The sequence below is a fragment of the Belnapia sp. genome (genome assembly GCF_059504005.1).
This window is the reverse complement of the sequence record NZ_JCACHU010000044.1, coordinates 105,232-128,798: the sequence shown is the minus strand read 5'-3', so window position 1 is coordinate 128,798 and position 23,567 is coordinate 105,232. Positions and strand designations below refer to the sequence as shown.

Below are 23,567 nucleotides of genomic sequence, written 5' to 3'. Positions count from 1 at the left end.
CGGGACCTGACACATGCGTAAGATCCTTCTCCCTCTGGCCGCGCTGGCGGCCCTGGCGGCCTGCACCGCCGAAAGCGGTCCGGCCCCGACCACGGCCACTGTCGGCCAGGGCTCGCCCCCGCTGCGCCAGCAGAGCTTCCAGCAGCCGCACAGCAATGATGCCAGCGCCGGCGCCGCGACCATCTCCGGCGGCGACACCCAGGGCCGCCCGCAGGTCACCCGCGACGGCAGCACGGCCGGCCCGGGCATCGGCGGCGTCCCGCCGCAGCAGCGCACCCCGGCCGCCCGCAACACCAATAAGGGCGGCGGCTGAGGCTGAAACCTGCGGAGGAGGGCTACTCCTCCTCCGCCTCCCGCAGCCAGTCCTCGGTGGTGCGAACCACGGGACGCGGCGGGCCGGCATAGGGGTCGACGCCGCCGAGCGTCGCCTCCGCCGCCCGGCAATCCTCGCAGAGCTCGAGCAGGGCGAGGCGGGACGGGTCGGCGAACATCCAATGCCCGCTGGCAGCCAGGCGGGACTTCACCCGCGCGATGCTGCTCGCCGTGCCGAAGGGCTTGGCGCAGCGGGTGCAGTGGAACGGCTCCTCCTCCTTCGCCACCATCGGCTGCGCGGCGGATTCGGCGAAGTTAAGCCTTGGTGCGAGCTCGATCACCCGCTCCGGGCAGGTGGCGGCGCAGAGGCCGCATTGCACGCAGGCCTCCTCAAGGAAGCGCAGCTGCGGCCGCTCCGGATTGGCGCTGAAGGCGCCGGTCGGGCAGACCATGGTGCAGGCAAGGCAGAGGCTGCAGCCATCGGCCGCGACCAGCGCGGCACCGAATGGCGCGGCCTCCGGCATCGGCACCACCTCCGGCGCCCCGGCCGGGCGCAGCGCCCGCAGCGCATGGCGCAGCACCTCCCGCGGCGCGCCGAGCGGCAGGAAGCCGGCCGGCACCCAGCCGGTGCGGAGCCCCAGGGCCGGGGCAAGCTGCTCGCCGAGGCTGAAGGGATCGTCCGTCTCGATCGCCGCCGCCCGCGGCAGCCCGGCGGCCAGGCCAAGGCCATCGAGCGCCACCTCCGCATAGTCGAGGTTGCGGAACATCCCCTCTGTCCCATGCCCGCGCCGGGCGGGCAGCAGCACGCGGATGCCCGCGGCGCCCCAGGCGAAGCCGGCGGCGAGCGTCGCCAGGTCGAGCGCGCTCGCCTCGTTGAGGCGGAAGGGCAGCACCCGCGCCGGCAGCCCCTCGCCATGCCGGGCCAGGGCGTCGATCAGCGCCTCGCCATGGCTGCCGTCATGCAGCAGCAGGACCGGGTCGCGCCCGCCCGCCTCGGCATGGCCGAGCAGCAGGGCGCGCATCCGGGCGAGGGTGGCGGCCGGCGGCGGCAGCGCATAGGTCACGGCGCCGGTCGGGCAGACGGCGGCGCAGGCGCCGCAGCCGGCGCAGATCTCGGTGCTGATGGCGACGCTGTCCTTGGCGGGCGTGATGGCGCCGGTCGGGCAGAGGTCCAGGCAGCGGGTGCAGCCAGTGCGACGGTTGCGGGAATGGGCGCAGAGCCCCGCTTCGAACTGCACGAAGCGCGGCTTGTCGAATTCGCCGACCAACTCCCGCGCCGCGGCGATGGCGCGCTCGACCGCCGCCGCATCCGCCGGGTCGGCGCGGAGGTAGCCCTGCCGCGTCTCGTGAAAGAGGGCAGGGCCCCCGGTGAGGTCGAGGATGACGTCGCAGCGGCTGAGCGCGCCGTCGCGCACCCGCCCCCAGACATAGGCGGCGCGCGAGGCGGGCGAGGGCGCCGCATGCCCATCCACCACCACCTCAAAGGCGCCGAGCCAGCCCGTCGCCGTCCGCGCCCGGCCGCGGAGGACAGGGAATTCGGTGCGCGGCGCGGGCGCAACGGGCTCCGCCCCAGTCAGCAGCACGGTGAGGTCGAGGCGGTCGGCCAGCCGCCGGGCCGCCTCGATCGCCGCGGCATCGCGGCCGAGGACCAGGGTGACGCCCTCGCTCCGGAGCGGCACCAGCGGCACCTCCGGCAGCGGGATGGCGGCGGCGGCGATCAGCCCGGCCATCTTGGGCCCGGCCGCCGCCCCCTCGCCGGACCAGCCGGCCTGCTCGCGGAGATTGACGAAGGCGAGAGGCTGGGTGGCGCCTGTCTCCTCGGCCAGCTCGGTGAAGAGCGGCGCCTCCTGCGTGCAGCCGACCGTCACCGGCTGCCCCGTTGCCAGCGCGGCGAGGAAGCGGTCGCGCTGCGCCTGGCAGAGCTGCTCCGCGGTGCGGAGCTCCGCGCCGCAGCCGCGGGCGAGGCTGCGCTCGTCGAGGCGCATGCTGTCCTCGCAGCTGCAGACCAGGGCGATGCGATCCGGCATTCTTCGGGGATTCCTTGGTCTTGATCCCCGCTAGGCGTCAGGGGGACAGGGGCATATATGCCGCCATCGGGGACCTTGCGAGGGAGAAGGATGGAGCTGCCCGATCTGCCGAGCGTCTTCGCTCCCATCGCGCTCCGCGAGGGCGGCGATGCCATGGCGCGGGCGGTGGCGCTGGCGCCCGAGCGGGGCGCTGGCCTGCTCGCCTGGGTCCGCTCCGCCGCCCGGGCCGAGGCGGCGGTGGTGCTGGAGCCAGAGATGCCGCTCGCCGAGGCACGGCTCGCCCTGCTGGCCGCCGCCAACGCCCTGGCTGATGCGCTGGTGGTGCTCGGCCCGCCCGAGGCGGTCATCGCCCTCCGCTGGCCGGCCGAGGTGCTGGTGAATGGCGGAAGGGTCGGCGGCCTGCGCCTGGCCCTGCCGCCGGGTGCTTCCGAGTCCGAGGTGCCGGACTGGCTGGTGGTCGGTTTCGAGCTCGCCCTCGCCCCGCCGCCCGGCATCGAGCCCGGCGATGCACCGGACCGGACCTGCCTCGAGGAGGAAGGCTTCGAGGAGCCCTCCGCCGCCGAGCTGTCCGCCGCCTGGGCCCGGCACCTGATGGCCGGGCTCGACCGCTGGCAGTCCAAGGGGCCGCGCCGGCTGGTGGAGGATTGCCTCGCCCGGCTTGAGGATGGCCGCGCCGATGCCGGGCTCCGGCGGGGGATCGACCCGAAGAGCGGCGCCCTGGTGCTGGAGCGTGACGGCAACCGGCAGTTGGTGCCCCTCGCATGAGCCTGCTGCCCCGCACCCTCCGCCTCGATCCCTCGGACCAGGTCGTCTTCACCCGCGCCGCCGAGCCCGGCGAATGGGCCGTGCCCGGCGGTTTCGCCTTTTGGGACGAGGACCCGGCCGCCCTCGCCGGCAAGCGGCGGCAGGAATTCCGGGCCGGCTTCCTCGGCCTCGGCAGCTTCGGCTGGTCGACGCTGGTCGAGGTCGCCGAGGCCAGCCCCGCGGAGCGGGAGGCCGCGCTTGCGGCCCTCGCCGCCCATATCCAGGTCGAGTACGGCGCCCCCGATGCCGCCGCGGCCCAGGCCGCCGCCGCCGAGGAGATCGCCTTCGCCGAGTCGCTTTGCACCCATCCGCCGGGGACGGTGCTCGCCCTCAGCCGGACGGTGGAGGCGGGCGCCGTGCGAGAGCGCTTCCGCACCCTGCACCGGCGCGAGGGCCCACCGCCCGTCTTCGCCATTGAGGAGGCCGGGGAGGAGGCGCCCGAGCGCCCCGACCTCACCAGCCTCGGGAGCGAGGCGCGATGATCGGCCCGGGCGACTTCTGGCTCTCCTCGGGCCATCACCTCTGCGACCGCGATGCCGACGGCCGGCTGCTGCCGACGGAGGATCTCTGGCGCGCCTTCCTCGCCCGGCCGGAGCTGGTGCCGCCGGAGGAGGCCTGCGCGGCGGAGCTTGCGCTCCATACCGGCCTGCTCGCCGCCCCGCTGCGTGCCGTCGCGCCCGCGGAACTTGCGGCCCTCGCGGATCCGGATGCGCGGGAGAACTGGCAGGTCTTCCTGGCCTTCCGCGACCGGGTGCAGGCCGCCCCGACCTTGGAAGGCGCCTGGCTCGCCCTGTTCCGCGCGGGCGTCGGCGGCATCCCGCCGATCTTCCTGCAGATGCTGACCCATCTCGTCACCCGCGCCGCCATGGAGGGGGAAGGGGATGCCTTCGCCCTCCGTGCCGCCGAGGCCTTCTTCCGCCCGCAGCGTGCCGCCATCCATCCCGGCGCGCTGCTGCTGGCCGACGAGGAGTTCGTCGATGCCCGCGCCGCGGATGGCGACCTCGGCAGCCTCGGCCGGCTGCTGACCGAGGCCGGGTCCCCGCCGCGCGAGGTGGAGCTCGAGGTCCTCTCGGAGGCGAATGCGCCCGGCTACCCGGCCCGCTCCGACGCGCATGACCTCGCCCTCGACATTGCCGAGAACCGCACCGGCCAGCACGGCATGGCCCGCGCGCTGGAGCGCTTCGTCGCCCATGTGATTGGCGAGCGCGTTGCCATCCGCCCGGTGCCGGTGATCGACGACCGCAACTGGACCTGGCATGTCGGCCTCGACGCCGAGGCGACCGGCATCGCCAACGACCTCTGGCGCGGCCGATCGGTGAAGCAGGCGCGCCTCGCCCGCATCCTCTGGCTCGGCGTGCTGGAATTCGCCGATGCGACGCGGGTACTGGAGCGCGCGGCGGGCAAGCCGGTCTACCTGGCCCTGGCGATGGATGCGGCGCAGCGCGTGCGGATGAAGCCGCAGAACCTGGCCGTCGGCCTTCCCCTCAAAACAGCGGCGGAGGCGGTGTGATGCGGCTCGAAGTCCCCGGCACCATCCGCATCCCCGTCGCGGTGCTGGCCGAGCGCCGCCCGGCCGCGACCCGCTGGGCCGACTGGTCCTGGCGCGCCGTCGAGGTGCTGCGCGAGGCGCCCGCCCTGCCGCCCTGGACCGTGCTGCGCGAGGAGGCCGGCCGCACGCTCTTCCTCGCCGGCGCGGCGGAGGTGGTGCTCTCCCCGACCGACACGCCGAACTACCGCGACAACCTCACCGCCGACCCGCCGCTCATCTGGGTGGTGCTGCGCCCGGTGGAGGCGGAGCCCGGCCTCGCCCTCCATGCCGTCACGGTCGATGCCGGCGAGGCGCAGCTCTATGCCGACAGCGGCGCCGACCTCCTGGAAAGCCTGCCCCTGCCGGACTGGCTGCGCCCCACGGTCGATGCCTTCATCGCCGAGCACCATGTCGAGCGCGCGCGCCACAAGCGCCGCCGCGAGGAGGCCGACCCGGAGGCGCTCGGCAAGCGCCCCGGCGGGCGGCGCGGGCCATGAGCGAGGAGGGCTTCCTCGGCCGCTGGTCGCGGCGGAAGCGGGAGGCGGCCCGCGCCCTGCCGGAGCCGGAGGCCGAGGCGCCGCCACCCCCTGCCGAGGCCCCGCCCGAGCCCGCCCCTCCGGCGGAGTTCGACCCGGCCTGCCTGCCGCCGATCGAGAGCCTGACCGAGGCGAGTGACTTCGCCGCCTTTCTTCGCGCCGAGGTCCCGGCCGCGCTGCGCCAGGCCGCCTTGCGTCGGGCCTGGACACTCGACCCCACCATCCGCGACTTCGTCGGTCCTGCCGACTACGCCTGGGACTACAACGCGCCGGACGGCGTGCCCGGCTTCGCCCATACCCTGGGCGGCGATGTGAAGCGGCTGTTGGCCCAGGCCATCGGCGCCCTCGAGGAGGCGGTGGCGGAGACGCCGCCCGAGCCGCCCGAGGCCGAGGCTGAAGCCGAAGCCGAGCCCGCATTGCCCGAGGCCGCCGAACCCGCGCCGGAGCCGCCCCTCCTTGCCGAGGATGCGACCCCGTCGGCCGGAACTCCGGCCGCCCCGCCGCCCCGCCGCAAGCATGGCGGCGCCATCCCGGTTTGACATTTCGGAAAGCGGCCTATCTCGCTTCAACGTGGTCCGGTTTCGAGACGGTTCCCGCCCTCTGGGCGCAGGGTGCTGCTTGTGGGCCGGATTTAACCTGGGTAAAATAATGACGATGGAACGTCCGGGAGTCGAAACAGGCGTGGTCGATCCGCTTGATCGGGAGCGGGCGCAGCTTTTCGCGCTGCTTGGGCGCCTGCTATCCGCGGCGCCCGATGCCGTGCTGCTCACGCGATTGCAGCGCCTGGAGGGCAGCGACATGCCGCTCGGCCGGGCGATCGCCGGCCTCGCCGCGGCCGCGGCCCGGACCGATGCGGCGCGAGCGGAGCGGGAATACTTCAACCTCTTCATCGGCGTCGGCCGGGGCGAGCTGCTTCCCTACGGCTCCTACTACCTCACCGGCTTCCTGCATGAACGACCATTGGCCGAGCTGCGGGCGACGCTCGCCGCGCTCGGCATCGCCCGTGCCGAAGGGGTGGCGGAGCCGGAGGATCACCTGGGCTTCTGCTGCGAGGTGATGGCCGGGCTGCTGGAGGGCCGCTTCCGCGGCGCCGCGCCGGGCGAGTTCTTCGCCCGCCATCTCGCGCCCTGGGCCGGGCGGTGCTTCGCCGATCTCGAAGGGGCGGAAGCGGCGGTTTTCTACAAGGCGGTCGGGGCGCTCGGGCGCAGCGCGATCGAGATCGAACAGGCGGCCGCATCGCTGCCGTGACGGGGTGGGGAGGGTGACGATGAGGGACGGGACCAAGGCCGAACGGCGCGGCTTCCTGCGCGCGCTCGGGCTCGGCACGGCGGCCGCGGCAGCGGCGGGAACGGCGCAGGCGCAACGCGCGGACAGCGTGCCGGCCGGCCAGGCGGCCAAGGAGAACGCCGCCGCGCGCACCGCCGCACGCTACAAGGAAAGCCCGCATGTGCAGGCCTTCTATCGCAGCAACCGTTACGAGCAGTAGGTCCGGGGATGCTGATCAAGCGCAGTGACGGGCGGGCGGCGCCGCAGCGCCTGGCCTCCGGCTATCAAGGGCTCTCGGCCGGCGGGCTGGATCGCCGCGGCTTTCTTCGCCAGGCGGGGCTCGGGGGCGCCGGGCTGGCCGCGCTTGGGACGCTCGGCGCCGGCCGCGCGGAGGCCAGCGGCGCCGCGACCGGCGTGCTCGACCATGCGAAACCCGTGACGCGGGTGAAAAACATCTGCACCCATTGCTCGGTCGGCTGCACCGTCACCGCCGAGGTGCAGAACGGCGTCTGGGTCGGCCAGGAGCCGAGCTGGGAATCGCCCATCAACCGCGGCACGCATTGCGCCAAGGGCGCTGCGGTGCGCGAGCTGGTGCATGGCGACCGCCGCCTGAAATACCCGATGAAGCTGGTTGCCGGCGAATGGCGCCGCATCGGCTGGGACCAGGCGCTCGACGAGATCGCCGCGAAGCTGGGCGAGGTGCGGGAGAGGGCGGGGCCGGACAGCGTCTTCTGGCTCGGCTCGGCCAAGTTCACCAATGAGGCGGCCTATCTCTACCGCAAGCTCGCCGCCTTCTGGGGGACCAACAGCGTCGACCACCAGGCGCGCATCTGCCACAGCACGACGGTCGCGGGCGTCGCCAATACCTGGGGCTATGGCGCCCAGACCAACAGCTACAACGACATCCGCAATGCCCGCACCATGATCGTCATGGGCGGCAACCCGGCCGAGGCGCATCCGGTTTCGCTGCAGCATGTGCTGTCTGGCAAGGAGATCAACCGGGCGAACCTCATCGTCATCGACCCGCGCTTCACCCGCACCGCGGCGCATGCGACGGAGTATGTGCGGCTGCGGCCGGGCACCGACATCCCGCTGATCTGGGGCATGCTCTGGCACATCTTCCAAAATGGCTGGGAGGATAAGGAGTTCATCCGCCAGCGCGTCTACGGCATGGAGGAGATCCGCAAGGAGGTCGCCAAGTGGACGCCGGACGAGGTCCAGCGCGTCACCGGCGTCCCCGGCGAGCAGCTGAAGCGCGTCGCGCAGATGTTCGCGACGCAGAAGCCCTCGACGCTGATCTGGTGCATGGGCGCGACGCAGAAGACGGTCGGCACCGCCAATGTGCGGGCCTATTCCGTGCTGCTGCTGGCGACCGGCAATGTCGGGGCGAACGGCACCGGCGCCAACATCTTCCGCGGCCACACCAACGTCCAGGGCGCGACCGACCTCGGCCTCGATGTGACAACGCTGCCGGGCTACTACGGGCTCGACGAGAATGCCTGGCGGCACTGGGCGCGCGTCTGGGGCGTGGAGTACGAGTACCTGCTGTCGCGCTTCGGCAGCAAGGCGCTGATGGAGATGCCTGGCATCCCGACCACGCGCTGGTTCGATGCGACGCTCATGCCCGGCGAGCGGGAGAAGACTGCCGCCGATGGCGAGGCCTATGTGGCCCAGCCGCACAGCCTGAAGGCCATGATGGTCTTCGGCCATGGCGGCAACACCGTCACGCGCATCCCGGAATCGGTGAAGGGGCTGGAGAAGCTCGAGCTCCTGGTCGTCGCCGATCCGCACCCCACCACCTTCAGCCAGGTCTCCGGCCGCCGCGACGGGACCTATCTGCTGCCGATCTGCACCAGCTTCGAGATGGATGGCAGCCGCACGGCCTCCAACCGCTCGCTGCAATGGGGTGCCAAGATCGTCGAGCCGATCTTCGAGAGCCGCAACGACTACGACGTGATCTACGCCCTGACGCGGCGCCTCGGCTTCGGCGAGCGGATGTTCCAGGGCATCGAGCTCAAGGACGGCAAGGTTGTCGCCGAGAGCATCCTGCGCGAGATGAACCGCGGCCTCTGGAGCATCGGCTATACCGGTCAGTCGCCGGAGCGCCTGAAGCTCCATATGGAGCACCAGGACAAGTTTGACCTGGTGACGCTGCGCGGGCGCGAGGGCACGCCGGTCGCGCATGACTATTACGGCCTGCCCTGGCCGTGCTGGGGCACGCCCGAGATCAGGCACCCCGGCAGCCACATCCTCTACAACACCAACCTGCATGTGAAGGATGGCGGCGGCACCTTCCGCGCCCGCTTCGGCGTGGAGCGCAACGGCGAGACGCTGCTGGCGGAGGGGAGCTGGTCCAAGGGCTCCGAGATCCAGGACGGCTACCCCGAGTTCACCGTCGCCGTGCTGAAGAAGCTCGGCTGGTTCGACGAGCTCACGGCCGACGAGAAGGCGAGCCTCGAGCGGCATTTCGGCGCCAATATCGATCGCGCCTCCTGGTCCACCGACCTTTCGGGCGGCATCATCCGCGTGGCGCTGGAGCATGGCTGCTCGCCCTTCGGCAATGCCAAGGCGCGTGCGGTGGCCTGGAACCTGCCCGACCCGGTGCCGGTCCACCGCGAGCCGATCTACACGGTGCGGCCGGACCTGGTCGCCAAGTACCCGACCCTGCCGGACCGCCGCGGCTTCCGCATGCCGCATCTTGGGAGCAGCGTGCAGGCGCGGAGCGCGGCGGCGGTGCGTGACTTCCCGATCGTGCTGACCAGCGGCCGCCTCGTCGAATACGAGGGCGGCGGCGAGGAGACGCGCTCCAACAAGTGGCTCGCCGAGCTGCAGCAGGACATGTTCGTCGAGATCAACCCGGCCGATGCCGCCGAGCGCGGCGTCCGCGACGGCGGCTGGGTCTGGGTCAGCGGGCCGGAGAATGCCAGCCGCGTCCGCGTCAAGGCGCTGGTGACGGAGCGCGTGGCGAAGGGCGTCGCCTTCATGCCCTTCCATTTCGGCGGCTTCTTCCAGGGCGAGGACCGGCGGCGCTTCTACCCGCCGGGGACCGACCCGATCGTGCTCGGCGAAAGCGTGAACACCGTGACCACCTATGGCTACGACCCGGTGACCTTCATGCAGGAAACCAAGGTCACCCTCTGCCAGATCCGGAGCGCGTAAGATGGCGCGTATGAAGTTCCTCTGTGACGCGGACCGCTGCATCGAGTGCAACGCCTGCGTCACCGCCTGCAAGAACGAGAACGAGGTGCCCTGGGGCATCAACCGGCGCCGCGTCGTCACCCTGAATGACGGCAAGCCCGGCGAGCGCTCGATCTCGATGGCCTGCATGCATTGCACCGACCCGCCCTGCGCCGCGGTCTGCCCGGTGAGCTGCTTCTACACGACGGCGGATGCCATCGTGCTGCACGACAAGGACCTCTGCATCGGCTGCGGCTACTGCTTCTACGCCTGCCCCTTCGGCGCGCCGCAATACCCGCGCGTCGGCAATTTCGGCGGGCGGGGCAAGATGGACAAGTGCACCTACTGCGCCGGCGGGCCGCAGCAGGACAACTCGGCCGCTGAGTACATCCAGTACGGCGCCAACCGCATCGCCGAAGGCAAGCTGCCGCTCTGCGCCGAGATGTGCTCGACCAAGGCGCTGCTGGCGGGCGATGGCGGGATCATCGCCTCGATCTACAAGGAACGGGTGCAGCGGCGCGGCTACGGCTCCGGCGCCTGGGGCTGGCGAACGGCCTACCGCGAGGAGCTGGCGGTATGAGGCGCCTCCTTCCCCTGGCGCTGCTCGCCCTCCTCGCCATCGCCCCGGCCGCGGCGCAGAACGCGCCGGTGCCGCAGCCCCTCGGCGACCGCGGCCAGCCGGACGCGGCGGAGCTCGAGATGCGCGCCCTGCTGCGCGGCGCGCCCATCGCCGGCCGCATCACCATTCCCGATGCCAAGGCGGCCAACCTCATCCAGCCGGAGGGCCAGCAGTGGCGGGCCTTCCATAACCGCACCCTCGCCTGGGTTGGCGGCATTGCGGTCCTTGGGATGTTGGGGCTGCTTGGCCTGTTCTTCGCGGTGAAGGGCCGCATCCGCATCGGCGGGGGACGGTCAGGGCGGACGCTGCTGCGCTTCAACCTGCTGGAGCGGGCCAATCACTGGATGGTGGCGAGCACCTTCATCATCCTCGGGCTCTCCGGGCTCAACCTCACCTTCGGCCGCCACCTGCTGCTGCCGCTGGTCGGGCCGGAGGCCTTCACCGCCGTCAGCCTGGCGGGAAAATTCGCCCACAACTACCTGGCCTTCCCCTTCACCCTCGGCCTCGTGGTGATGCTGCTGCTCTGGGTGCGGGACAACATCCCGAACCGGCTCGACATCGACTGGCTGAAGGCGGGCGGCGGCTTCATCGGCGGGCGGCACCCCAAGGCGGGCCGCTTCAATGCCGGGCAGAAGCTGGTTTTCTGGATCACGGTGCTGGGGGGCGGGCTGGTCGCCGCCTCGGGCTATGTGCTGATCTTCCCCTTCACCGTCGCCGACATCGCTGGGCAGCAGGTGGCCCACATGATCCACAGCCTGCTCGCGGTGCTGATGGTGGCGGCCATGCTGGCGCATATCTATATCGGCAGCCTCGGCATGGAGGGCGCCTTCGGGGCCATGGGCACCGGCCAGGTCGACTACAACTGGGCCAAGGAGCATCACGGGCTGTGGGTGGAGCAGGAATTGGCCAAGGCCCGGGAGACCTCGGCGCCCAGCGGCGCCAGGGCGGCCGGGGCCGACTAGGCCTCGCCCCATGCGGGTGATCGGCCTCGCCGGCTGGAGCGGGGCCGGCAAGACCACGCTGATGGCGCGGCTGCTGCCCGAACTGGGCGCCCGGGGCGTCGGCGTCTCCACCATCAAGCACGCGCATCACCGCTTCGACGTCGATACGCCCGGCAAGGATTCCTGGGTGCACCGGCAGGCGGGGGCGCGGCAGGTCCTCGTCTCCTCGGAGAATCGCTGGGCGCTGATGACGGAGCTGCGCGGCATGCAGGAGCCGGGCCTCCTTGCCCTGCTCGGCCAGCTCTCGCCGGTCGACTTGGTTGTGGTCGAGGGCTTCAAGCGCGACCGCCACCCGAAGATCGAGGTGCATCGCACCGCCAACGGCAAGCCCTGGCTGCATCCGGGGGATCCGGCGATCCGCGCCGTCGCCAGCGACGTCCGGCCCCCTTCCGCCTTGCCCTGGGCCTCGCTGGACGATGCCGCGGCCGTGGCCGACCTGGTCCTGCAGCATGCGGCAGAGCCGGAGGCATGGTAAGCCGCCCCCATGGCCCAGCTCTCGGATGACTGCTTCGCCTTCGGCGGCCCGCTGCTCTCGGTGGAGGCGGCGGAGGCGCTGATCGCCGAGCGCATCCCGCCCCTGGCCGGCGAGGAGAGCCTGCCCCTCATCGAAGCCGCCGGCCGCGTCCTGGCCCGCGACCTCCGCGCCCCGCTGCCGCTGCCGCCCTTCTTCAACGCGGCCGTCGACGGCTATGCCTTCCGCCATGCCGACCTCACTCCGGGCGAGCGTTGCCTGCTGCCGCTCGCCGGCCGCATCGCCGCCGGCCATGCGATGGCGGCGGCGCTGCCGCCCCGCCACGCCGCCCGGATCTTCACCGGAGCCCCCATGCCGCCCGGCGCCGATACGGTGGTGATGCAGGAGGATGCCGAGGCCGAGGCCGCTGGCATCTGGGTCCTGCCCGGCCTCAAGCCCGGCGCCAATGCCCGCCCGGCCGGCGAGGATGTGGCCGAGGGTGCCCTTGCCCTGCCGGAGGGCCGCCGGCTTCGTGCGCCGGAGATCGGCCTTGCCGCGGCACTCGGCTGCGCGCGGCTGCCGGTCCGCCCGCGCGTCCGGGTCGGCGTCTTCTCGACGGGGGATGAGCTGGCCGCGCCCGGCCGGCCGCTCGGCCCGGCGCAGGCCTATGACAGCAACCGCTTCACCCTGCTCGCCCTGCTGGCCCGGCTGCCGGTCGCGGCCAGCGACCTCGGCGTCCTCCCCGACGACCCTGCGGCGACCGCGGCGGCGCTGCGCGCAGCGGCCGGCACGCATGACCTGCTGCTGACCTCGGGCGGCGTCAGCACGGGGGAGGAGGACCATGTCCGCACCGCCATCGAGCAGGGAGGCCGCCTCGTCTTCTGGCGGCTGGCGGTGAAGCCGGGGCGGCCCGCGGCGATGGGGGTGATCGGGGGGACGCCGGTGGTCGGCCTGCCGGGCAATCCGGTGGCGGCCGTCGTCACCTTCCTGCATCTGGCGCGGCCGCTCGTGCTCCGCCTCGCCGGCGCCGCGCCCGAGCCCCTGCTGCGAATCCGGGCCGAGGCCGGCTTCGCCTACCGCAAGAAGGCAGGCCGGCGCGAATACGTCCGGGTGCAGGTCCGCAACGGCATCGCCACCAAATTCGGGCGGGAGGGCGCTGGCCTGCTCAGCTCCCTCACCGAGAGCGACGCCTTCGCCGAGCTGCCGGAGCCCGTGCTCGCCGTCGCACCTGGGGAAGCGGTGACGCTGCTGCCCTTCGCCGCGCTGTTCTGAGCTAGACCGGCAGCAGCAGCCGGGCCCGCAAGCCGCCGAGCGGGCTCTCCTCCAGCAGGATGTCCCCGCCATGGGCGCGCACGATGTCCCGGGCGATGGCGAGGCCCAGCCCCGTCCCATCCGGCCGCCCGGTGGCGAAGGGCTTGAAGGCGCCCTCCCGCTCCCCGGCCGGAATGCCAGGCCCATCGTCATCCACCGTCACCTGCGCCCAGAGCGACTGGCCCTCGCCCCCTGGTCCCCCCCCTGGCCCCGCCGGGTCGGGCCGCGGCACCGTCTCCACCGCGACGGCGACGCGCCGGGCATGCCGCCGCGCATTGTCGATCAGGTTGCCGAGGCAGCGCCGCACCGCATCCGGCCGGAGCGGCAGGGCCAGCCGGCCCGGTGCTGCCACCTCCACCGCCGCGCCGGAGCGCCGCGCCTTCGCCGCCACGTCCTGCACCAGCTCCACCAGGTCGGCTGGGCGGGCCTGCTCCGTGCCCTCGCCGCGGGCGAAGGCGAGATAGGCGGCGATCATCCGCTCCATCTCCTCCATGTCCTGGGTGAGGGCGGCGATGTCCTCCTCCGCCTCCGGCACCCGCGGCAGCATGGAGACGCCGAGGCGCATGCGCGTCAGCGGCGTGCGCAGGTCATGGCTGATGCCGGCCAGCATCTCCGTCCGCTGGCCGACGAAGCGGCGGATGCGCTCCCGCATGCGGTTGAAGGCGGCTGCCGCCTGCCGCACCTCGCTCGCCCCCTCCGGCTTGATCGGACCCACATCGCGCCCGAGGCCGAAGGCCTCCGCCGCCGCCGCCAGCCGCCGGATCGCCCGCACCTGGTTCTTCATGAAGAGGATGGCGACGCCCGAGAGCAGGAGCGCCGAGCCCACCAGCCAGATGACGAAGAGGTAGAGCGTCGCGGTGAAGAGGCGCTTCCGCGGCGCCTCCACATGCAGCACGCCGTCCGGCAGCTGCACGCGGATGATGACGCTGCGCGGATCGCTCTGCCAATCCGTGTCGAAGCGCGCCCGGACCCGTTCGCCGAGCGCGTTGTTGAGGTCCTCCTCGAGCGGCAGGATGGACATGCTCGGCCGCCGCTCGCCCTGGATGATGGCACCCGGCTCGAAGGCCAGCCCCAGGTCGAGCCGCCAGGAGGCCTCGCGGAAGATCCAGGGATGCTGCGCCTCCGGCTCGCGCCGGATCAGCTCGGCGACGAAGGCGACGTCCCCGGCGACGCCGCCCGCCAGCCGGCGCGAGATGACGTCGAGGTGCCCGCCGTAGAAGAGCTGCAGCGCCACCGCCTGCAGCACCAGCATCGGCGCCAGGATGATCAGCACGGAGCGCGCCAGCAGCGAGCGCGGCAGCAGCCGCCGGAGGCCGGCCATCACGGGTCCGGGCATCAGATCAGGCCTCGGAGGGGCGGCACCGCGAGGGAATGGTCATTCGATCGCCAGACCATGGTCAGGGCCCCGGCCGCAGCACGTAGCCGCGGTGCCGCACGGTATGCAGGTAGCGCGGCTCGCGCGGATCCGGCTCGATCTTCCGCCGCAGCCGCGTGACCTGCACGTCGATCGCCCGCTCGCCGGCCTCCGGCGTGCCGAGGGCGGCAGCGATCTCCTCGCGGCTCAGCACGTCCCCGGCGCGGCGGGCCAGGGCGTCGAGCAGCGCGGCCTCGCCGCCGGTGAGCCGCACCGTGCCCTCCGGCCCGCGCAGCTCCGAGCGCTCGGCATCGAACCAGCGCATGCCGAGCTGGACGGGCGCCACGGTCAGCGGCTGCGCCGGCGGCGCCACGCGGCGGAGGATGGTGCGGATGCGGAGCGCCAGCTCGCGCGGCTCGAAGGGCTTCGCCAGGTAGTCGTCGGCGCCCATCTCGAAGCCGGCGACGCGATCCTCGGGCCCGCCGCGCGCCGTCAGCATCAGCACCGGCACGTCCTTGCCCTGGCGGCGGAGCGACTCGACCAGCTCGAGCCCGGTCTCGCCCGGCATCATCACGTCGAGCACCAGCAGGTCATAGGCCACGGCGGCGAGCTGCGCCCGCGCCGCCGCGGCATCGGCGGCAGTGCTGACGCGGAATCCCTGCTCCGACAGGAAGCGCTGCAGCAGCGCCCGCAGCCGCGCATCATCATCCACCACCAGCAGATGGGCGTTGTCGGCAATGGTGGCCTCGGCAGGCATCGCGGGCATTCCTCTTCAGGCGGAGCCGGGGGCGTCACCCCGTCCGCGGGCAATCTGTGGCGACGGACGCTCGAGGGGAAGATGCTGCGGGCGCTGCTCCAGCCGCTCGAGCTGGCTGCGCGCCTCCGGGCCCATCAGCCCGCGCATGACACGGCGGAAGCCCTCCACCGCCACCGGCCCGGCCTCGCGATAAGCCCGCATCACCCACTCCCGCTGCCGCTCGAACAGGCGCCGTTCCAGCGCCTCGCCCTTCGGCGTCAGGGAGAGCAGGCGCTGCCGCCGGTCGTTGCGCCCGGCCGATTGCAGCACGTAGCCTTCCTCCATCAGCGGCGTCAGCACCCGGCCGAGCGACTGCTTAGTGATGCCGAGGATGCCCAGAAGGTCGCCCACCGTGATCCCCGGCCGGCGCCCGACGAAATGCAGCACCCGGTGATGCGCCCGGCCCATGCCGAGCTCGGCGAGGATCTGGTCGGCGCCCGCGGTGAAGTCGCGGTAGCCGAAGAACAACAGGTCCTGCGCCAGCCGCAGCTCCTCCTCGCGGAGGAAGAGCAGGTTGCGCCCGGCGCCGACGGGCGCGGCCGTCGGGGGTGCGTCAGCCGTGTCGGGCATGGCAGCCATGCGGTTTGCTGGGGTCCATTTTGGTCAGCAACATTGACACATTTTTCCCGATCATTCTAACCTGCCCTGGCAGCAAGCAAGTATATTGCGGAGGTACGCGGTTATGGCACTCATTCCTTACGACGACCGGGATGGCTGGATCTGGTGGGACGGGGAGTTCCTCCCCTGGCGGGATGCCAGGCTGCATGTCCTCTCGCATGGGCTGCACTATGCCAGCGCCGTGTTCGAGGGCGAGAGGGCCTATTCCGGGAATATCTTCAAGCTGCGGGAGCATACCGAGCGGCTGATCGCCTCCGCCCGCATCCTCGGCTTCGAGATTCCCTACACCGCCGAGCAGATCGACGCCGCTTGCCAGGAGGCCGTGGCGCGGAACGGCTTCACCGATGCCTATGTGCGGCCGATCGCCTGGCGCGGCTCGGAGGAGATGGGCGTCGCGGCGCGGCTCAACAAAACCCACCTCGCCATCGCCGCCTGGGAATGGGGCGCCTATTTCGGGGTGGAGCAGCGCATGGCTGGCGTCCGCCTCGCCATGGCCAAGTGGCGGCGCCCGGCGCCGGACACCGCGCCGACCGCCTCCAAGGCCTCCGGCCTCTACATGATCGGCACCATGTCGAAGCATGCCGCGACCGACGAGGGCTTCGACGACGCGCTCATGCTCGACTACAAGGGCGACGTGGCCGAGGCGACGGGAGCCAACATCTTCTTCAACATGGGCGGCGAGCTGCACACGCCGAAGCCGGTCTGCTTCCTCGACGGCATCACCCGCCGCACCGTCATGGGCCTCGCCCGCAAGCGGCAGGTGAAGGTGGTGGAGCGCACCATCCGCCCCGATGAGCTGCGCGACGCCTCCGAGGTCTTCCTCGCCGGCACCGCAGCCGAGGTGACGCCGGTGCGCGAGATCGCCGGCATCGCCTACGCGCCGGGCGACCTCACCCGCATGCTGATGACCGACTACGAGGCGCTGGTGCGGCTGAGCCCGGCGGAGGTAGCGAAGTCCGGCGCCTGACGCGCCGGCGCCGCTGCGGCTGGCGCACCTCGCCTGCCGGGGGCGCCGCCGCGGCGATGCCGGCCATGGCGCGATGCGGGCGCCGATCGCCCGAGGGCAGGATGGGGGAGGGTGCGGATGGACCTGGCCTGGCTTCTCTCGGCGACCGGCTTCGCGGTGGCGATGTCGGCGACGCCGGGGCCGAACAATGCCATGGTCGCCGCCTCGGCGGTGAACTTCGGCATGCGGCGCAGCCTGCCGCACATGCTGGGCGTCTCGCTCGGCTTTCCGGCGATGCTGGTCCTGGTGGCGCTCGGGGCGGGCGAGCTGCTGGCCGCCTCGCCCGGGCTGCAGGCGGCGCTGCGCTGGCTCGGCGCCGCCTGGATGGCCTGGCTCGCCTGGAAGATCGCGGCCGCAGCGCCGCCCGAGGCCGGCGCCGAGGCACGCGGCCGCCCGATGACCCTGGTGCAGGCCGCGCTCTTCCAATGGGTGAACCCGAAGGCCTGGGTCATCGCAGGCGCGGCCATCCTCGCCTATGGCGCCTCGCTGCTGCTGGCGGCGATCTTCGCCCTGGCCGCCTTTGCCAGCCTCTATCTCTGGGCGCTGGTCGGGCTCGGGGCGGCGCGACTGCTGCGCAGCCCCGCATCGCTCCGCTGGTTCAACCGGGCGATGGCGGCGCTTCTCCTGCTCTCCCTGGTGCCGGTGCTGCGGGGCTGACATCCTCCCCCGCAACGGATCGGGGAGGGGGATGCGATGGCGGGTTTCCAGCACGGGATGCCGGGGCCCTTCGCCGGCATGGACCTGCCCTGGCTGCTCGCGGCCAAGGCCCGACAGCGCGGCAGCCACCCCTTCCTGGCCTGGGTCCCGGCCGAAGGGCCGGAGGAGGTGTGGAGCTATGCCCGCTTCCATGCGGAGGTCGGGCAGCTCGCCGCCGGGCTGGCGCGGCGCGGCATCGGCCCGGGCGACGCCGTCCTCGTCCACCATGAGAATGCGCCGGAGTTCCTGCTTGCCTATTTCGCCCTTGCCGAGCTCGGCGCCATCGCCGTGCTGACAAACACCCGGGCGGCTGGGGACGAGCTTGCCTATTTCGCCGCGCATTCGCGCAGCGTCGCCGCCATCACCCAGCCGGGCATGGCGGCCCAGGTCGAGGCCGCCGCGCCCGGCCTCCGCTGGGTCGCCGTGACCGGCACTGCCGACTGGGCCGCGCTCTTCGCCGCGGGGACGGACCGCCCGCGCCGGGCGCCGGAGCCGGAGCGGCCGCTATCCGTCCTCTACACCTCCGGCACGACCTCCCGCCCCAAGGGCGTCGTCTGGACCCATGCCAATGCGCTCTGGGCCGCGCGGGTGAATGCCGCGCATGAGGGGCTGGTGCCGGAGGATGTCCACCAGGTCTACCTGCCGCTCTTCCATGCCAATGCGCTCGGCTATTCCATGCTGGCGACGCTCTGGGCAGGCGGGACGGTGGTGCTGCAGCCCAAATGGTCGACCAGCCGCTTCTGGCCGGTGGCGCTGCGGCACCGCACGACCTGGGTCTCCTTCATCTGGTTCTCGCTCCGCGCCGTGCTGGAGGGGGAGATCCCGCCTGGCCATCACCTGCGCATGTTCGGCTTCGCCACCTCGGACCCGCCGGCCGCCGCCCGGCTCGGCGTGCCGGCGATCGGTTGGTGGGGCATGACGGAGACGATCAGCCACGGCATCGTCGGCAGCCTGCATGTGCCGAACCGGCCGGGCGCCATCGGTCGCGCCGCGCCGGAATACGACATCCGCATCCTGCGCGAGGATGGCAGCCCCGTCGCCCCGGGCGACACCGGCGCCCTCTTCTGCCGCGGGGTGCGCGGCGTCTCCATGTTCTTCGAATACCTGCACGACCCGGCGGCGACGGCGGCCGCCTTCGATGCCGAGGGATGGTTCTCCACCGGCGACCTCGTCACCCTGCTCGAGGACGGCTCCATCCAATTCACCGACCGCGCCAAGGACATGCTGAAGGTCGGCGCCGAGAACGTCGCCGCTTCGGAGATCGAGCGGGTGGTGCTCGGCGTCCACGGCGTGCGCGAGGTGGCCGTCGTCGGCAGGCCGCATCCGATGCTGGACGAGGTGCCGGTCGCCTTCATCACGCTCGCCGCAGGCGCCGAGGCGGCGGCGATGCCGGAGGCGGTGATCGCCGCCTGCCGCGCCGCCCTCGCCGACTTCAAGGCGCCGCGCGAGGTGCTGGTGGTGGAGGACATGCCGCGGGCGACGCTGGAGAAGATCGCCAAGGCTGAGTTGCGCAAACGGCTTAGATGAAGGCCTTCACCGCGAGGTAGAGGCCCAGCACCCCGAGCGCCCCCTGCACCACCTTGCGGAACCGCGCCTCCGCCATCCGCTGGCGGAGCCGCTGCCCGGCCGCCATGCCGAGGAAGGCCGGCGCCACCCCGGCCAGCGAGGCGAGGCCCAGCTCCGCCGGCAGCAGCCCGCCGCCCGCGAGGCCGATGGCCAGCGCCCCCGTCGCCACCACCACCCCGAGGCCGAAGCCCTGGATGAACTCCCCCGGCGGCAGCCGCAGCGCGACGAGGTAGGGCGCCGCCGGCATCAGGAAGCTGCCCGTCATCCCCGTCACCATCCCGGAGGCGAGGCCCACCGCCGGCGAGACCCAGCGCTCCCGCCGCGGCCCCGGCGGCGGCACCGGCCAGCCGGAGAGCGACAGCACCGCCGAGGCCACCAGCAGCAGCCCGAGCAGCCCGGAGAGCACCACCGCATCCGACCGCGCCAGGACGCCCGTCCCCGCCAGCGCTCCGAGGCCCGCCGCCAGCAGGAAGGGCCAGAGCCGCCGCAGCGCCGCCCCGAGATGCGGCCCGACGAAGGCCTGCCAGAGATTGGTCGCAAGCGTCGGCACCAGCATCAGCGCCATGGCATCCGGCAACGGCCGGGTGAGGGCGAGCAGGCCGAGCGTCACCGTCGGCAGGCCGAAGCCGGCGATGCCCTTGACGAAGCCGGCGAGAAGGAAGGCGCCGGCGACCGGCAGCGTGTCGTGAAGCGGGATCATGCCCCGAGCTTCGCCTCGGCCCCTGCCGCATGCTTCGCGGCCGGCCGAAGCGCCAGCAGCGCGGCGAGCGGCAGCAACCAGGCGATGCGCGCGCCGTAGCGGTCATGCGGCCCGGAGAGCCCGCCCGTCACCAGCGCATTCACCGCGATGCCGACTAGGACGCAGCCGACGAGCCCGAGCATCGCCCGGTCCCCCACGCGCCAGGCCCGCCAGCCGCCGAGCACCGCCCCCGCCGCGCCGAGCGCCAGCACCAGCAGATGCAGGACGAGGAAGGGTGCCGCCATGATCCGCAGCAGCCCGCGCGCCTGCAGCCCCTCGGCGAAGCGCCGCTGCTCGCCCGCGGGGAAGCCGAGCGCGAGCTGATGGCCGACCGAGCCGGCCAGGTTCTCCGGCCCGAGCGTATCCCCCACCCGGTTGCGCAGCAGCTGCCGCCACCCGTTCCCGAGCATGGCGCGGAGCACGCCGAGCGGCTCCCGCCGCAGCGTCTCGGCGAGGATGGCGGTCGCCTCCGGCGCTAGGCCGATCGGCCCGTCCGGCGCGCTCCAGACCGGGCCATCCGCCTGCCAGAGGAAGTCGTCCGAATCGGCCGGCAGCTGCCCGACCCAGGCGCAGAGCGACCAGCCCGCCTCCGGGCAGCGTGCCTCGATGGTCCGCGCCGCCGGCCCGTCCGCCACCAGCCGCGCGAGCGGGAAGAGCGCGCCGTGGGGCGAGAGCGCCGGCCGCCCATGCATCGCCCAGTTGCCGGCGACCAGCAGCCCGATCGCCAGCCCGATCGGCAGCAGGCAGCGCCTTGCCATTCCCCTGAGCGCCGCGACCAGCAGCAGCAGAGCAAGGCCGAGCGGCAGGTGCGAGGGATGCGCGGCGACGGCAAAAGTCGCCAGCGCCTGCAGGCCGAGCCGCTCCCGCCGGCCGAGCTCGACGAAGCCCAGCAGCACGACGGCGAGCACCAGCATCGGCGCCAGCAGGTCCGGCATCAGCAGCGCGCCGAACCAGGGCGCCGCGCTCCCCGCCGCCAGCCCGGCGCAGAGCAGCAGATGCCCCTCCTGTCCCGTCATCGCCCGCTGCACCTGCCGCAGCAGCCAGGAAAGCAGCAGCCCTTGCGCCAGCAGCGGCCCCCACAGGCTCAGGCGCCAGTGGAAGGCATGCAGCGCCAGCCCATAGGCCGGCGGCTTGTCCCAAACCGGCCAGCGCTCGACGGTGAGCGCGAGGAAGGCACCGGTGTCGCTGAAGACCAGCGGATACCCGTTGAGCAGCGCCGGCCAGGTCAGCAGCAGCGCGCCGAGCAGCAGACTCACGCCGGGACGAAAAGCTCGATGAGGTTGCCCTCCGGATCGGCGACCCGCATGACGCGGGGCGGCGCCCCCGCCGGCCCCGGCGCCTCCAGGACGGCGATGCGCAGCGTCAGCATCCGCCGGTGCCAGCGATCGAGCTCCGCATCCTCGACCGGGAAGGCGAGCAGCGTCGCCGGCTCCCCCGGCGCGACGGAGGCGGCGAAGAGCGCATCCCCCCGCGGCCGCAGCGCCAGCTCCACCGGCCCGAGCGCGAAGGCGGAGCCCGGCCCCATCGCCGGCAGGCCGAGCACGCGCCCATAGAAGTCCCGCTGCCGCGCCAGGTCGTGGCAGGCCAGCTCCACGCGGGCGAGGGGGCCGAGGGTCAAGCCGGCGTCCAGCGCGCCGCCGCGGCATCGTCGGCTGGCCTGGCCTCCACCCAGCGCTCGGCGCCGCCCGCGAATTCCTCGCGCTTCCAGAAGGGCGCGCCGGTCTTCAGCCAGTCGATGAGGAAGGCGCAGCTTTCGAGCGCCGCGGTGCGATGGGCGGAGGCGGTCAGCACCAGCACGATCGGCGCCCCCGGCTCCAGCCGCCCGACCCGGTGGATCACCGTCAGGCCGAGCAGCGGCCAGCGCTCCGCCGCCTGCCCGGCGATGCGGCCGATGGCCCGCTCGGTCATGCCGGGATAGTGCTCGAGCACCATCGCCGCCAGCCCGTCATCCGCCCGGCACAGCCCGACGAAGCTCCCCAGCCCGCCGACATCCCGCCGCCCCTCGGTCAGCCGCGCCATCTCGGCCGCCAGGTCGAAGGGCTCCTCCTGGATGGCGATGCGCGGCGTCATCCGCCCGTCACCGGCGGGAAGAAGGCGACCTCGTCGCCCGCCGCCACCGGATGGTCGGGCCCGGCGAAATCCTGGTTCACGGCGGCGCGGATGGTGCGCCGGTTGGCGAAGGCCTCGGCATGGCCCGCACTGCGGCCGGCGAGCCAGTCGATCAGCCCGGCCACGTCCCGCACCTCTGGCGGCGGGGCGACCTCCTCCTCGGCCACCCCGACGCGCTGCTTCACCCAGGCAAAGTAGAGAACCCGCACCGAATGGCCTCAGCGCGGCGTCGGCATGGTCTGGACCTGACCGTTGGGGCCGAACAGGGTGGTGGTATTGCCGTCATTGTGCAGCGTGCCGACGCCGCCGCCCGGGGTGACGTAGCTCTGCACCCGGTCGGTGCCGCCCGTGCTGGTGACAGGGCCGGAGGGCGCCTGGATCACCCGCCCCTCGAGCCGGCGGGGGGGAGGGGAGTTGGCGCCGGGCGGCGGCGGGTAGACGGTGGCGCGCGGCGGCTCCAGTTGCTGGACCGGCGGGGGGGGCGGGGAGGAGCTGCCGCTGAGGCCGGGCGGCACGCCGCGCACCGGGGGCGGGTCGGTTGGCTGCCAGGTGGAGCGGCCGGCCGGGGCCGACATGCGGTCGAGTTCGCCAGGGCGGTAGGCCGGGATGTTGCGCATCGCCGCATCCGGATTGGCGAGGGTCGCGCGCGGGCCCTCCTGTGCCGGCCAGACATTTCCCTCCTCCGGCTGCAGCAGGGCCACCTGCGGCGAATTGCCGGTGACGCGGGCGATCGTCTCGCTTTGCTCCATCGGCACTGGCCGGTTGCGGCCCCAGGGCATGCCTATGGCGGCGCCGGCATTGGTGATGCCGTCCACCGCGGAATAGCTGGCCCGGTCCGCCCAGCCGCACCCCGCGAGCAGCGCGGCCAGGCCGAGTGCCGCCGCCGATCCGCCAATCCGTCGCATCGTCAACTCCTGTGGTCCGCCAGGGCGCCGGCCCGGTCGGGAATCGGCTGCACCATGCGCTGCCGCCGGCCGCGCCTCAAGCGAAAGAGCGTCACGGACGGATGGCGGGTTCCGCGTGACGGTCGGGCGGCTTCGGTGGCGAAGTCGTCCCCGCATTGCGCAGCCCGGCGAGCAGGTAGTCCCAACCGGTGACCAGCGTCAGCGCCGCCGCCGTCCAGAGCATCGCCTCGCCGATCAGCGCCACGGGCAGGAAGGAGAGGTGCAGCACCGCCGCCCCCGTCTCGCCGGCGATCAGCGTGCCGAGCGCGCCCATCTGGAAGCCGGTCTTCCACTTGGCGAGCTTTGTCACCGGCAGCCCGATCCGCAGCTCGGCCAGGTACTCGCGGAGGCCGGAGACCAGGATCTCCCGCAGCAGGATGAGGATCGCCGGATAGAGCGCCAGCCCCGGCAGACGGTCGAGCCCGGCCAGCAGCATCAGCGCCGCGCCGACCAGCAGCTTGTCGGCGATCGGGTCCAGCATACGGCCGAAGCCGGAGATGCTCTGCCGCTGCCGGGCGATCTTGCCGTCGAAATAGTCGGTGATGGCGGCGAGCGAGAAGACCAGGCAGGCGCCGACATCGCCCCAGGGCGTGCGCAGCGCCACCAGCAGCACCAGCAGCGGGATCGCCGCGATGCGCGACAGCGTCAGCAGGTTCGGCAGGTCGGTCGGCATGTCGGCGCAGTCATGACGGAGCGGCGGGCCTGCG

General features: G+C 73.0%; 27 protein-coding genes. 16 read left to right on the top strand and 11 right to left on the bottom strand.

What is annotated here, in order from left to right; translation table 11 throughout:
• The first annotated feature begins 13 nt into the window (after nt 1-13).
• The gene (locus tag AC5JJ1_RS06835; RefSeq protein ID WP_495784358.1) at nt 14-313 is read left to right on the top strand and encodes a hypothetical protein; all 300 of its coding nucleotides are present in this window, start codon (nt 14-16) and stop codon (nt 311-313) included.
• A gap of 22 nt (nt 314-335) precedes the next feature.
• On the opposite strand, the gene AC5JJ1_RS06830 is transcribed toward AC5JJ1_RS06835, so the two are convergent.
• Nucleotides 336-2,339, bottom strand: a complete 2,004-nt coding sequence (locus AC5JJ1_RS06830; RefSeq protein WP_495784357.1) for a 4Fe-4S dicluster domain-containing protein — start codon at nt 2,337-2,339, stop codon at nt 336-338.
• A 90-nt stretch (nt 2,340-2,429) separates the two neighbouring features.
• Between AC5JJ1_RS06830 and AC5JJ1_RS06825 the strand changes: the two genes are divergently transcribed.
• The 12 genes from AC5JJ1_RS06825 (at nt 2,430) to AC5JJ1_RS06770 (ending at nt 12,993) form a co-directional block, all read left to right on the top strand.
• Nucleotides 2,430-3,104 carry a biotin/lipoate--protein ligase family protein gene (locus AC5JJ1_RS06825; protein WP_495784356.1) on the top strand — a complete coding sequence of 225 codons (675 nt, stop codon included), beginning with the start codon at nt 2,430-2,432 and terminating at the stop codon, nt 3,102-3,104.
• On the top strand, nt 3,101-3,625 hold the full coding sequence (locus AC5JJ1_RS06820) for a DUF6505 family protein (RefSeq protein WP_495784355.1): 525 nt from the start codon (nt 3,101-3,103) through the stop codon (nt 3,623-3,625). The genes AC5JJ1_RS06825 and AC5JJ1_RS06820 overlap by 4 nt, the downstream gene beginning before the upstream one ends.
• Nucleotides 3,622-4,653: a DUF6352 family protein gene (locus tag AC5JJ1_RS06815; protein WP_495784354.1), complete on the top strand. Its 1,032-nt coding sequence runs from the start codon at nt 3,622-3,624 to the stop codon at nt 4,651-4,653. The genes AC5JJ1_RS06820 and AC5JJ1_RS06815 overlap by 4 nt, the downstream gene beginning before the upstream one ends.
• Nucleotides 4,653-5,168 carry a DUF3305 domain-containing protein gene (locus tag AC5JJ1_RS06810; RefSeq protein WP_495784353.1) on the top strand — a complete coding sequence of 172 codons (516 nt, stop codon included), beginning with the start codon at nt 4,653-4,655 and terminating at the stop codon, nt 5,166-5,168. Before AC5JJ1_RS06815 ends, AC5JJ1_RS06810 begins: the two co-directional genes overlap by 1 nt.
• Complete coding sequence (locus AC5JJ1_RS06805; protein WP_495784352.1) at nt 5,165-5,746, top strand: DUF3306 domain-containing protein; 582 nt, start codon at nt 5,165-5,167, stop codon at nt 5,744-5,746. Before AC5JJ1_RS06810 ends, AC5JJ1_RS06805 begins: the two co-directional genes overlap by 4 nt.
• Nucleotides 5,747-5,861: 115 nt before the next feature.
• Complete coding sequence (locus AC5JJ1_RS06800; protein WP_495784351.1) at nt 5,862-6,455, top strand: TorD/DmsD family molecular chaperone; 594 nt, start codon at nt 5,862-5,864, stop codon at nt 6,453-6,455.
• A 19-nt stretch (nt 6,456-6,474) separates the two neighbouring features.
• The gene (locus tag AC5JJ1_RS06795; RefSeq protein WP_495784350.1) at nt 6,475-6,693 is read left to right on the top strand and encodes a twin-arginine translocation signal domain-containing protein; all 219 of its coding nucleotides are present in this window, start codon (nt 6,475-6,477) and stop codon (nt 6,691-6,693) included.
• Nucleotides 6,694-6,701: 8 nt separating this feature from the next.
• On the top strand, nt 6,702-9,632 hold the full coding sequence (locus AC5JJ1_RS06790) for a formate dehydrogenase subunit alpha (protein ID WP_495784349.1): 2,931 nt from the start codon (nt 6,702-6,704) through the stop codon (nt 9,630-9,632).
• Between the two features lies 1 nt (nt 9,633).
• A complete protein-coding gene (fdh3B, locus tag AC5JJ1_RS06785) occupies nt 9,634-10,230 on the top strand; it encodes a formate dehydrogenase FDH3 subunit beta (protein ID WP_495784348.1) in 597 nt (198 codons plus the stop codon).
• Nucleotides 10,227-11,231, top strand: a complete 1,005-nt coding sequence (locus AC5JJ1_RS06780) for a formate dehydrogenase subunit gamma (RefSeq protein ID WP_495784347.1) — start codon at nt 10,227-10,229, stop codon at nt 11,229-11,231. The genes fdh3B and AC5JJ1_RS06780 overlap by 4 nt, the downstream gene beginning before the upstream one ends.
• A gap of 10 nt (nt 11,232-11,241) precedes the next feature.
• Nucleotides 11,242-11,745: a molybdopterin-guanine dinucleotide biosynthesis protein B gene (gene mobB / locus AC5JJ1_RS06775; protein ID WP_495784346.1), complete on the top strand. Its 504-nt coding sequence runs from the start codon at nt 11,242-11,244 to the stop codon at nt 11,743-11,745.
• Nucleotides 11,746-11,754: 9 nt separating this feature from the next.
• Nucleotides 11,755-12,993 carry a molybdopterin molybdotransferase MoeA gene (locus AC5JJ1_RS06770; protein ID WP_495784345.1) on the top strand — a complete coding sequence of 413 codons (1,239 nt, stop codon included), beginning with the start codon at nt 11,755-11,757 and terminating at the stop codon, nt 12,991-12,993.
• A gap of 1 nt (nt 12,994) precedes the next feature.
• Here the strand turns inward: AC5JJ1_RS06770 and AC5JJ1_RS06765 are convergent, their stop codons facing one another.
• From AC5JJ1_RS06765 to AC5JJ1_RS06755, 3 genes are all read right to left on the bottom strand, one after another.
• Complete coding sequence (locus AC5JJ1_RS06765; protein WP_495784344.1) at nt 12,995-14,368, bottom strand: ATP-binding protein; 1,374 nt, start codon at nt 14,366-14,368, stop codon at nt 12,995-12,997.
• A gap of 61 nt (nt 14,369-14,429) precedes the next feature.
• Complete coding sequence (locus AC5JJ1_RS06760; RefSeq protein WP_495784343.1) at nt 14,430-15,152, bottom strand: response regulator; 723 nt, start codon at nt 15,150-15,152, stop codon at nt 14,430-14,432.
• 6 nt (nt 15,153-15,158) lie between these two features.
• Complete coding sequence (locus tag AC5JJ1_RS06755) at nt 15,159-15,752, bottom strand: MarR family winged helix-turn-helix transcriptional regulator (RefSeq protein WP_495784342.1); 594 nt, start codon at nt 15,750-15,752, stop codon at nt 15,159-15,161.
• 112 nt (nt 15,753-15,864) lie between these two features.
• On the opposite strand from AC5JJ1_RS06755, the gene AC5JJ1_RS06750 reads away from it, so the two are divergent.
• The 3 genes from AC5JJ1_RS06750 to AC5JJ1_RS06740 all read left to right on the top strand — a co-directional run bounded on the left by AC5JJ1_RS06750 (nt 15,865) and on the right by AC5JJ1_RS06740 (nt 19,029).
• Nucleotides 15,865-16,767: a branched-chain amino acid aminotransferase gene (locus AC5JJ1_RS06750; protein WP_495784341.1), complete on the top strand. Its 903-nt coding sequence runs from the start codon at nt 15,865-15,867 to the stop codon at nt 16,765-16,767.
• Between the two features lie 117 nt (nt 16,768-16,884).
• Nucleotides 16,885-17,463: a LysE family translocator gene (locus AC5JJ1_RS06745; protein WP_495784340.1), complete on the top strand. Its 579-nt coding sequence runs from the start codon at nt 16,885-16,887 to the stop codon at nt 17,461-17,463.
• A 36-nt stretch (nt 17,464-17,499) separates the two neighbouring features.
• Nucleotides 17,500-19,029, top strand: a complete 1,530-nt coding sequence (locus AC5JJ1_RS06740; RefSeq protein ID WP_495784339.1) for an AMP-binding protein — start codon at nt 17,500-17,502, stop codon at nt 19,027-19,029.
• Here AC5JJ1_RS06740 and AC5JJ1_RS06735 read toward each other — a convergent pair.
• The 7 genes from AC5JJ1_RS06735 to pgsA form a co-directional block, all read right to left on the bottom strand.
• Nucleotides 19,022-19,768 (bottom strand): sulfite exporter TauE/SafE family protein, encoded by a 747-nt coding sequence (locus AC5JJ1_RS06735; protein ID WP_495784338.1) that lies wholly within the window; start codon nt 19,766-19,768, stop codon nt 19,022-19,024. The two genes, AC5JJ1_RS06740 and AC5JJ1_RS06735, sit on opposite strands and share 8 nt — an antisense overlap.
• The gene (locus AC5JJ1_RS06730) at nt 19,765-21,063 is read right to left on the bottom strand and encodes a hypothetical protein (protein WP_495784337.1); all 1,299 of its coding nucleotides are present in this window, start codon (nt 21,061-21,063) and stop codon (nt 19,765-19,767) included. The genes AC5JJ1_RS06735 and AC5JJ1_RS06730 overlap by 4 nt, the downstream gene beginning before the upstream one ends.
• Complete coding sequence (locus tag AC5JJ1_RS06725) at nt 21,060-21,425, bottom strand: VOC family protein (protein WP_495784336.1); 366 nt, start codon at nt 21,423-21,425, stop codon at nt 21,060-21,062. Before AC5JJ1_RS06725 ends, AC5JJ1_RS06730 begins: the two co-directional genes overlap by 4 nt.
• Nucleotides 21,422-21,877: a molybdenum cofactor biosynthesis protein MoaE gene (locus tag AC5JJ1_RS06720; protein ID WP_495784335.1), complete on the bottom strand. Its 456-nt coding sequence runs from the start codon at nt 21,875-21,877 to the stop codon at nt 21,422-21,424. The genes AC5JJ1_RS06725 and AC5JJ1_RS06720 overlap by 4 nt, the downstream gene beginning before the upstream one ends.
• On the bottom strand, nt 21,874-22,125 hold the full coding sequence (gene moaD, locus AC5JJ1_RS06715; protein WP_495784334.1) for a molybdopterin converting factor subunit 1: 252 nt from the start codon (nt 22,123-22,125) through the stop codon (nt 21,874-21,876). The genes AC5JJ1_RS06720 and moaD overlap by 4 nt, the downstream gene beginning before the upstream one ends.
• A 9-nt stretch (nt 22,126-22,134) precedes the next feature.
• A complete protein-coding gene (locus AC5JJ1_RS06710) occupies nt 22,135-22,821 on the bottom strand; it encodes a hypothetical protein (protein WP_495784333.1) in 687 nt (228 codons plus the stop codon).
• A gap of 91 nt (nt 22,822-22,912) precedes the next feature.
• Complete coding sequence (gene pgsA / locus AC5JJ1_RS06705) at nt 22,913-23,533, bottom strand: CDP-diacylglycerol--glycerol-3-phosphate 3-phosphatidyltransferase (RefSeq protein ID WP_495784332.1); 621 nt, start codon at nt 23,531-23,533, stop codon at nt 22,913-22,915.
• Nucleotides 23,534-23,567 lie beyond the last annotated feature (34 nt).

Excerpts from the sequence above, each read along its gene's own strand:
- AC5JJ1_RS06835 (WP_495784358.1), top strand. The coding sequence starts at position 14 with ATGCGTAAGATCCTTCTCCCTCTGGCCGCGCTGGCGGCCCTGGCGGCC.
- AC5JJ1_RS06830 (WP_495784357.1), bottom strand. The coding sequence starts at position 2,339 with ATGCCGGATCGCATCGCCCTGGTCTGCAGCTGCGAGGACAGCATGCGC.
- AC5JJ1_RS06825 (WP_495784356.1), top strand. The coding sequence starts at position 2,430 with ATGGAGCTGCCCGATCTGCCGAGCGTCTTCGCTCCCATCGCGCTCCGC.
- AC5JJ1_RS06820 (WP_495784355.1), top strand. The coding sequence starts at position 3,101 with ATGAGCCTGCTGCCCCGCACCCTCCGCCTCGATCCCTCGGACCAGGTC.
- AC5JJ1_RS06815 (WP_495784354.1), top strand. The coding sequence starts at position 3,622 with ATGATCGGCCCGGGCGACTTCTGGCTCTCCTCGGGCCATCACCTCTGC.
- AC5JJ1_RS06810 (WP_495784353.1), top strand. The coding sequence starts at position 4,653 with ATGCGGCTCGAAGTCCCCGGCACCATCCGCATCCCCGTCGCGGTGCTG.
- AC5JJ1_RS06805 (WP_495784352.1), top strand. The coding sequence starts at position 5,165 with ATGAGCGAGGAGGGCTTCCTCGGCCGCTGGTCGCGGCGGAAGCGGGAG.
- AC5JJ1_RS06800 (WP_495784351.1), top strand. The coding sequence starts at position 5,862 with ATGGAACGTCCGGGAGTCGAAACAGGCGTGGTCGATCCGCTTGATCGG.
- AC5JJ1_RS06795 (WP_495784350.1), top strand. The coding sequence starts at position 6,475 with ATGAGGGACGGGACCAAGGCCGAACGGCGCGGCTTCCTGCGCGCGCTC.
- AC5JJ1_RS06790 (WP_495784349.1), top strand. The coding sequence starts at position 6,702 with ATGCTGATCAAGCGCAGTGACGGGCGGGCGGCGCCGCAGCGCCTGGCC.
- fdh3B (WP_495784348.1), top strand. The coding sequence starts at position 9,634 with ATGGCGCGTATGAAGTTCCTCTGTGACGCGGACCGCTGCATCGAGTGC.
- AC5JJ1_RS06780 (WP_495784347.1), top strand. The coding sequence starts at position 10,227 with ATGAGGCGCCTCCTTCCCCTGGCGCTGCTCGCCCTCCTCGCCATCGCC.
- mobB (WP_495784346.1), top strand. The coding sequence starts at position 11,242 with ATGCGGGTGATCGGCCTCGCCGGCTGGAGCGGGGCCGGCAAGACCACG.
- AC5JJ1_RS06770 (WP_495784345.1), top strand. The coding sequence starts at position 11,755 with ATGGCCCAGCTCTCGGATGACTGCTTCGCCTTCGGCGGCCCGCTGCTC.
- AC5JJ1_RS06765 (WP_495784344.1), bottom strand. The coding sequence starts at position 14,368 with ATGCCCGGACCCGTGATGGCCGGCCTCCGGCGGCTGCTGCCGCGCTCG.
- AC5JJ1_RS06760 (WP_495784343.1), bottom strand. The coding sequence starts at position 15,152 with ATGCCCGCGATGCCTGCCGAGGCCACCATTGCCGACAACGCCCATCTG.
- AC5JJ1_RS06755 (WP_495784342.1), bottom strand. The coding sequence starts at position 15,752 with ATGCCCGACACGGCTGACGCACCCCCGACGGCCGCGCCCGTCGGCGCC.
- AC5JJ1_RS06750 (WP_495784341.1), top strand. The coding sequence starts at position 15,865 with ATGGCACTCATTCCTTACGACGACCGGGATGGCTGGATCTGGTGGGAC.
- AC5JJ1_RS06745 (WP_495784340.1), top strand. The coding sequence starts at position 16,885 with ATGGACCTGGCCTGGCTTCTCTCGGCGACCGGCTTCGCGGTGGCGATG.
- AC5JJ1_RS06740 (WP_495784339.1), top strand. The coding sequence starts at position 17,500 with ATGGCGGGTTTCCAGCACGGGATGCCGGGGCCCTTCGCCGGCATGGAC.
- AC5JJ1_RS06735 (WP_495784338.1), bottom strand. The coding sequence starts at position 19,768 with ATGATCCCGCTTCACGACACGCTGCCGGTCGCCGGCGCCTTCCTTCTC.
- AC5JJ1_RS06720 (WP_495784335.1), bottom strand. The coding sequence starts at position 21,877 with ATGACGCCGCGCATCGCCATCCAGGAGGAGCCCTTCGACCTGGCGGCC.
- AC5JJ1_RS06710 (WP_495784333.1), bottom strand. The coding sequence starts at position 22,821 with ATGCGACGGATTGGCGGATCGGCGGCGGCACTCGGCCTGGCCGCGCTG.
- pgsA (WP_495784332.1), bottom strand. The coding sequence starts at position 23,533 with ATGCCGACCGACCTGCCGAACCTGCTGACGCTGTCGCGCATCGCGGCG.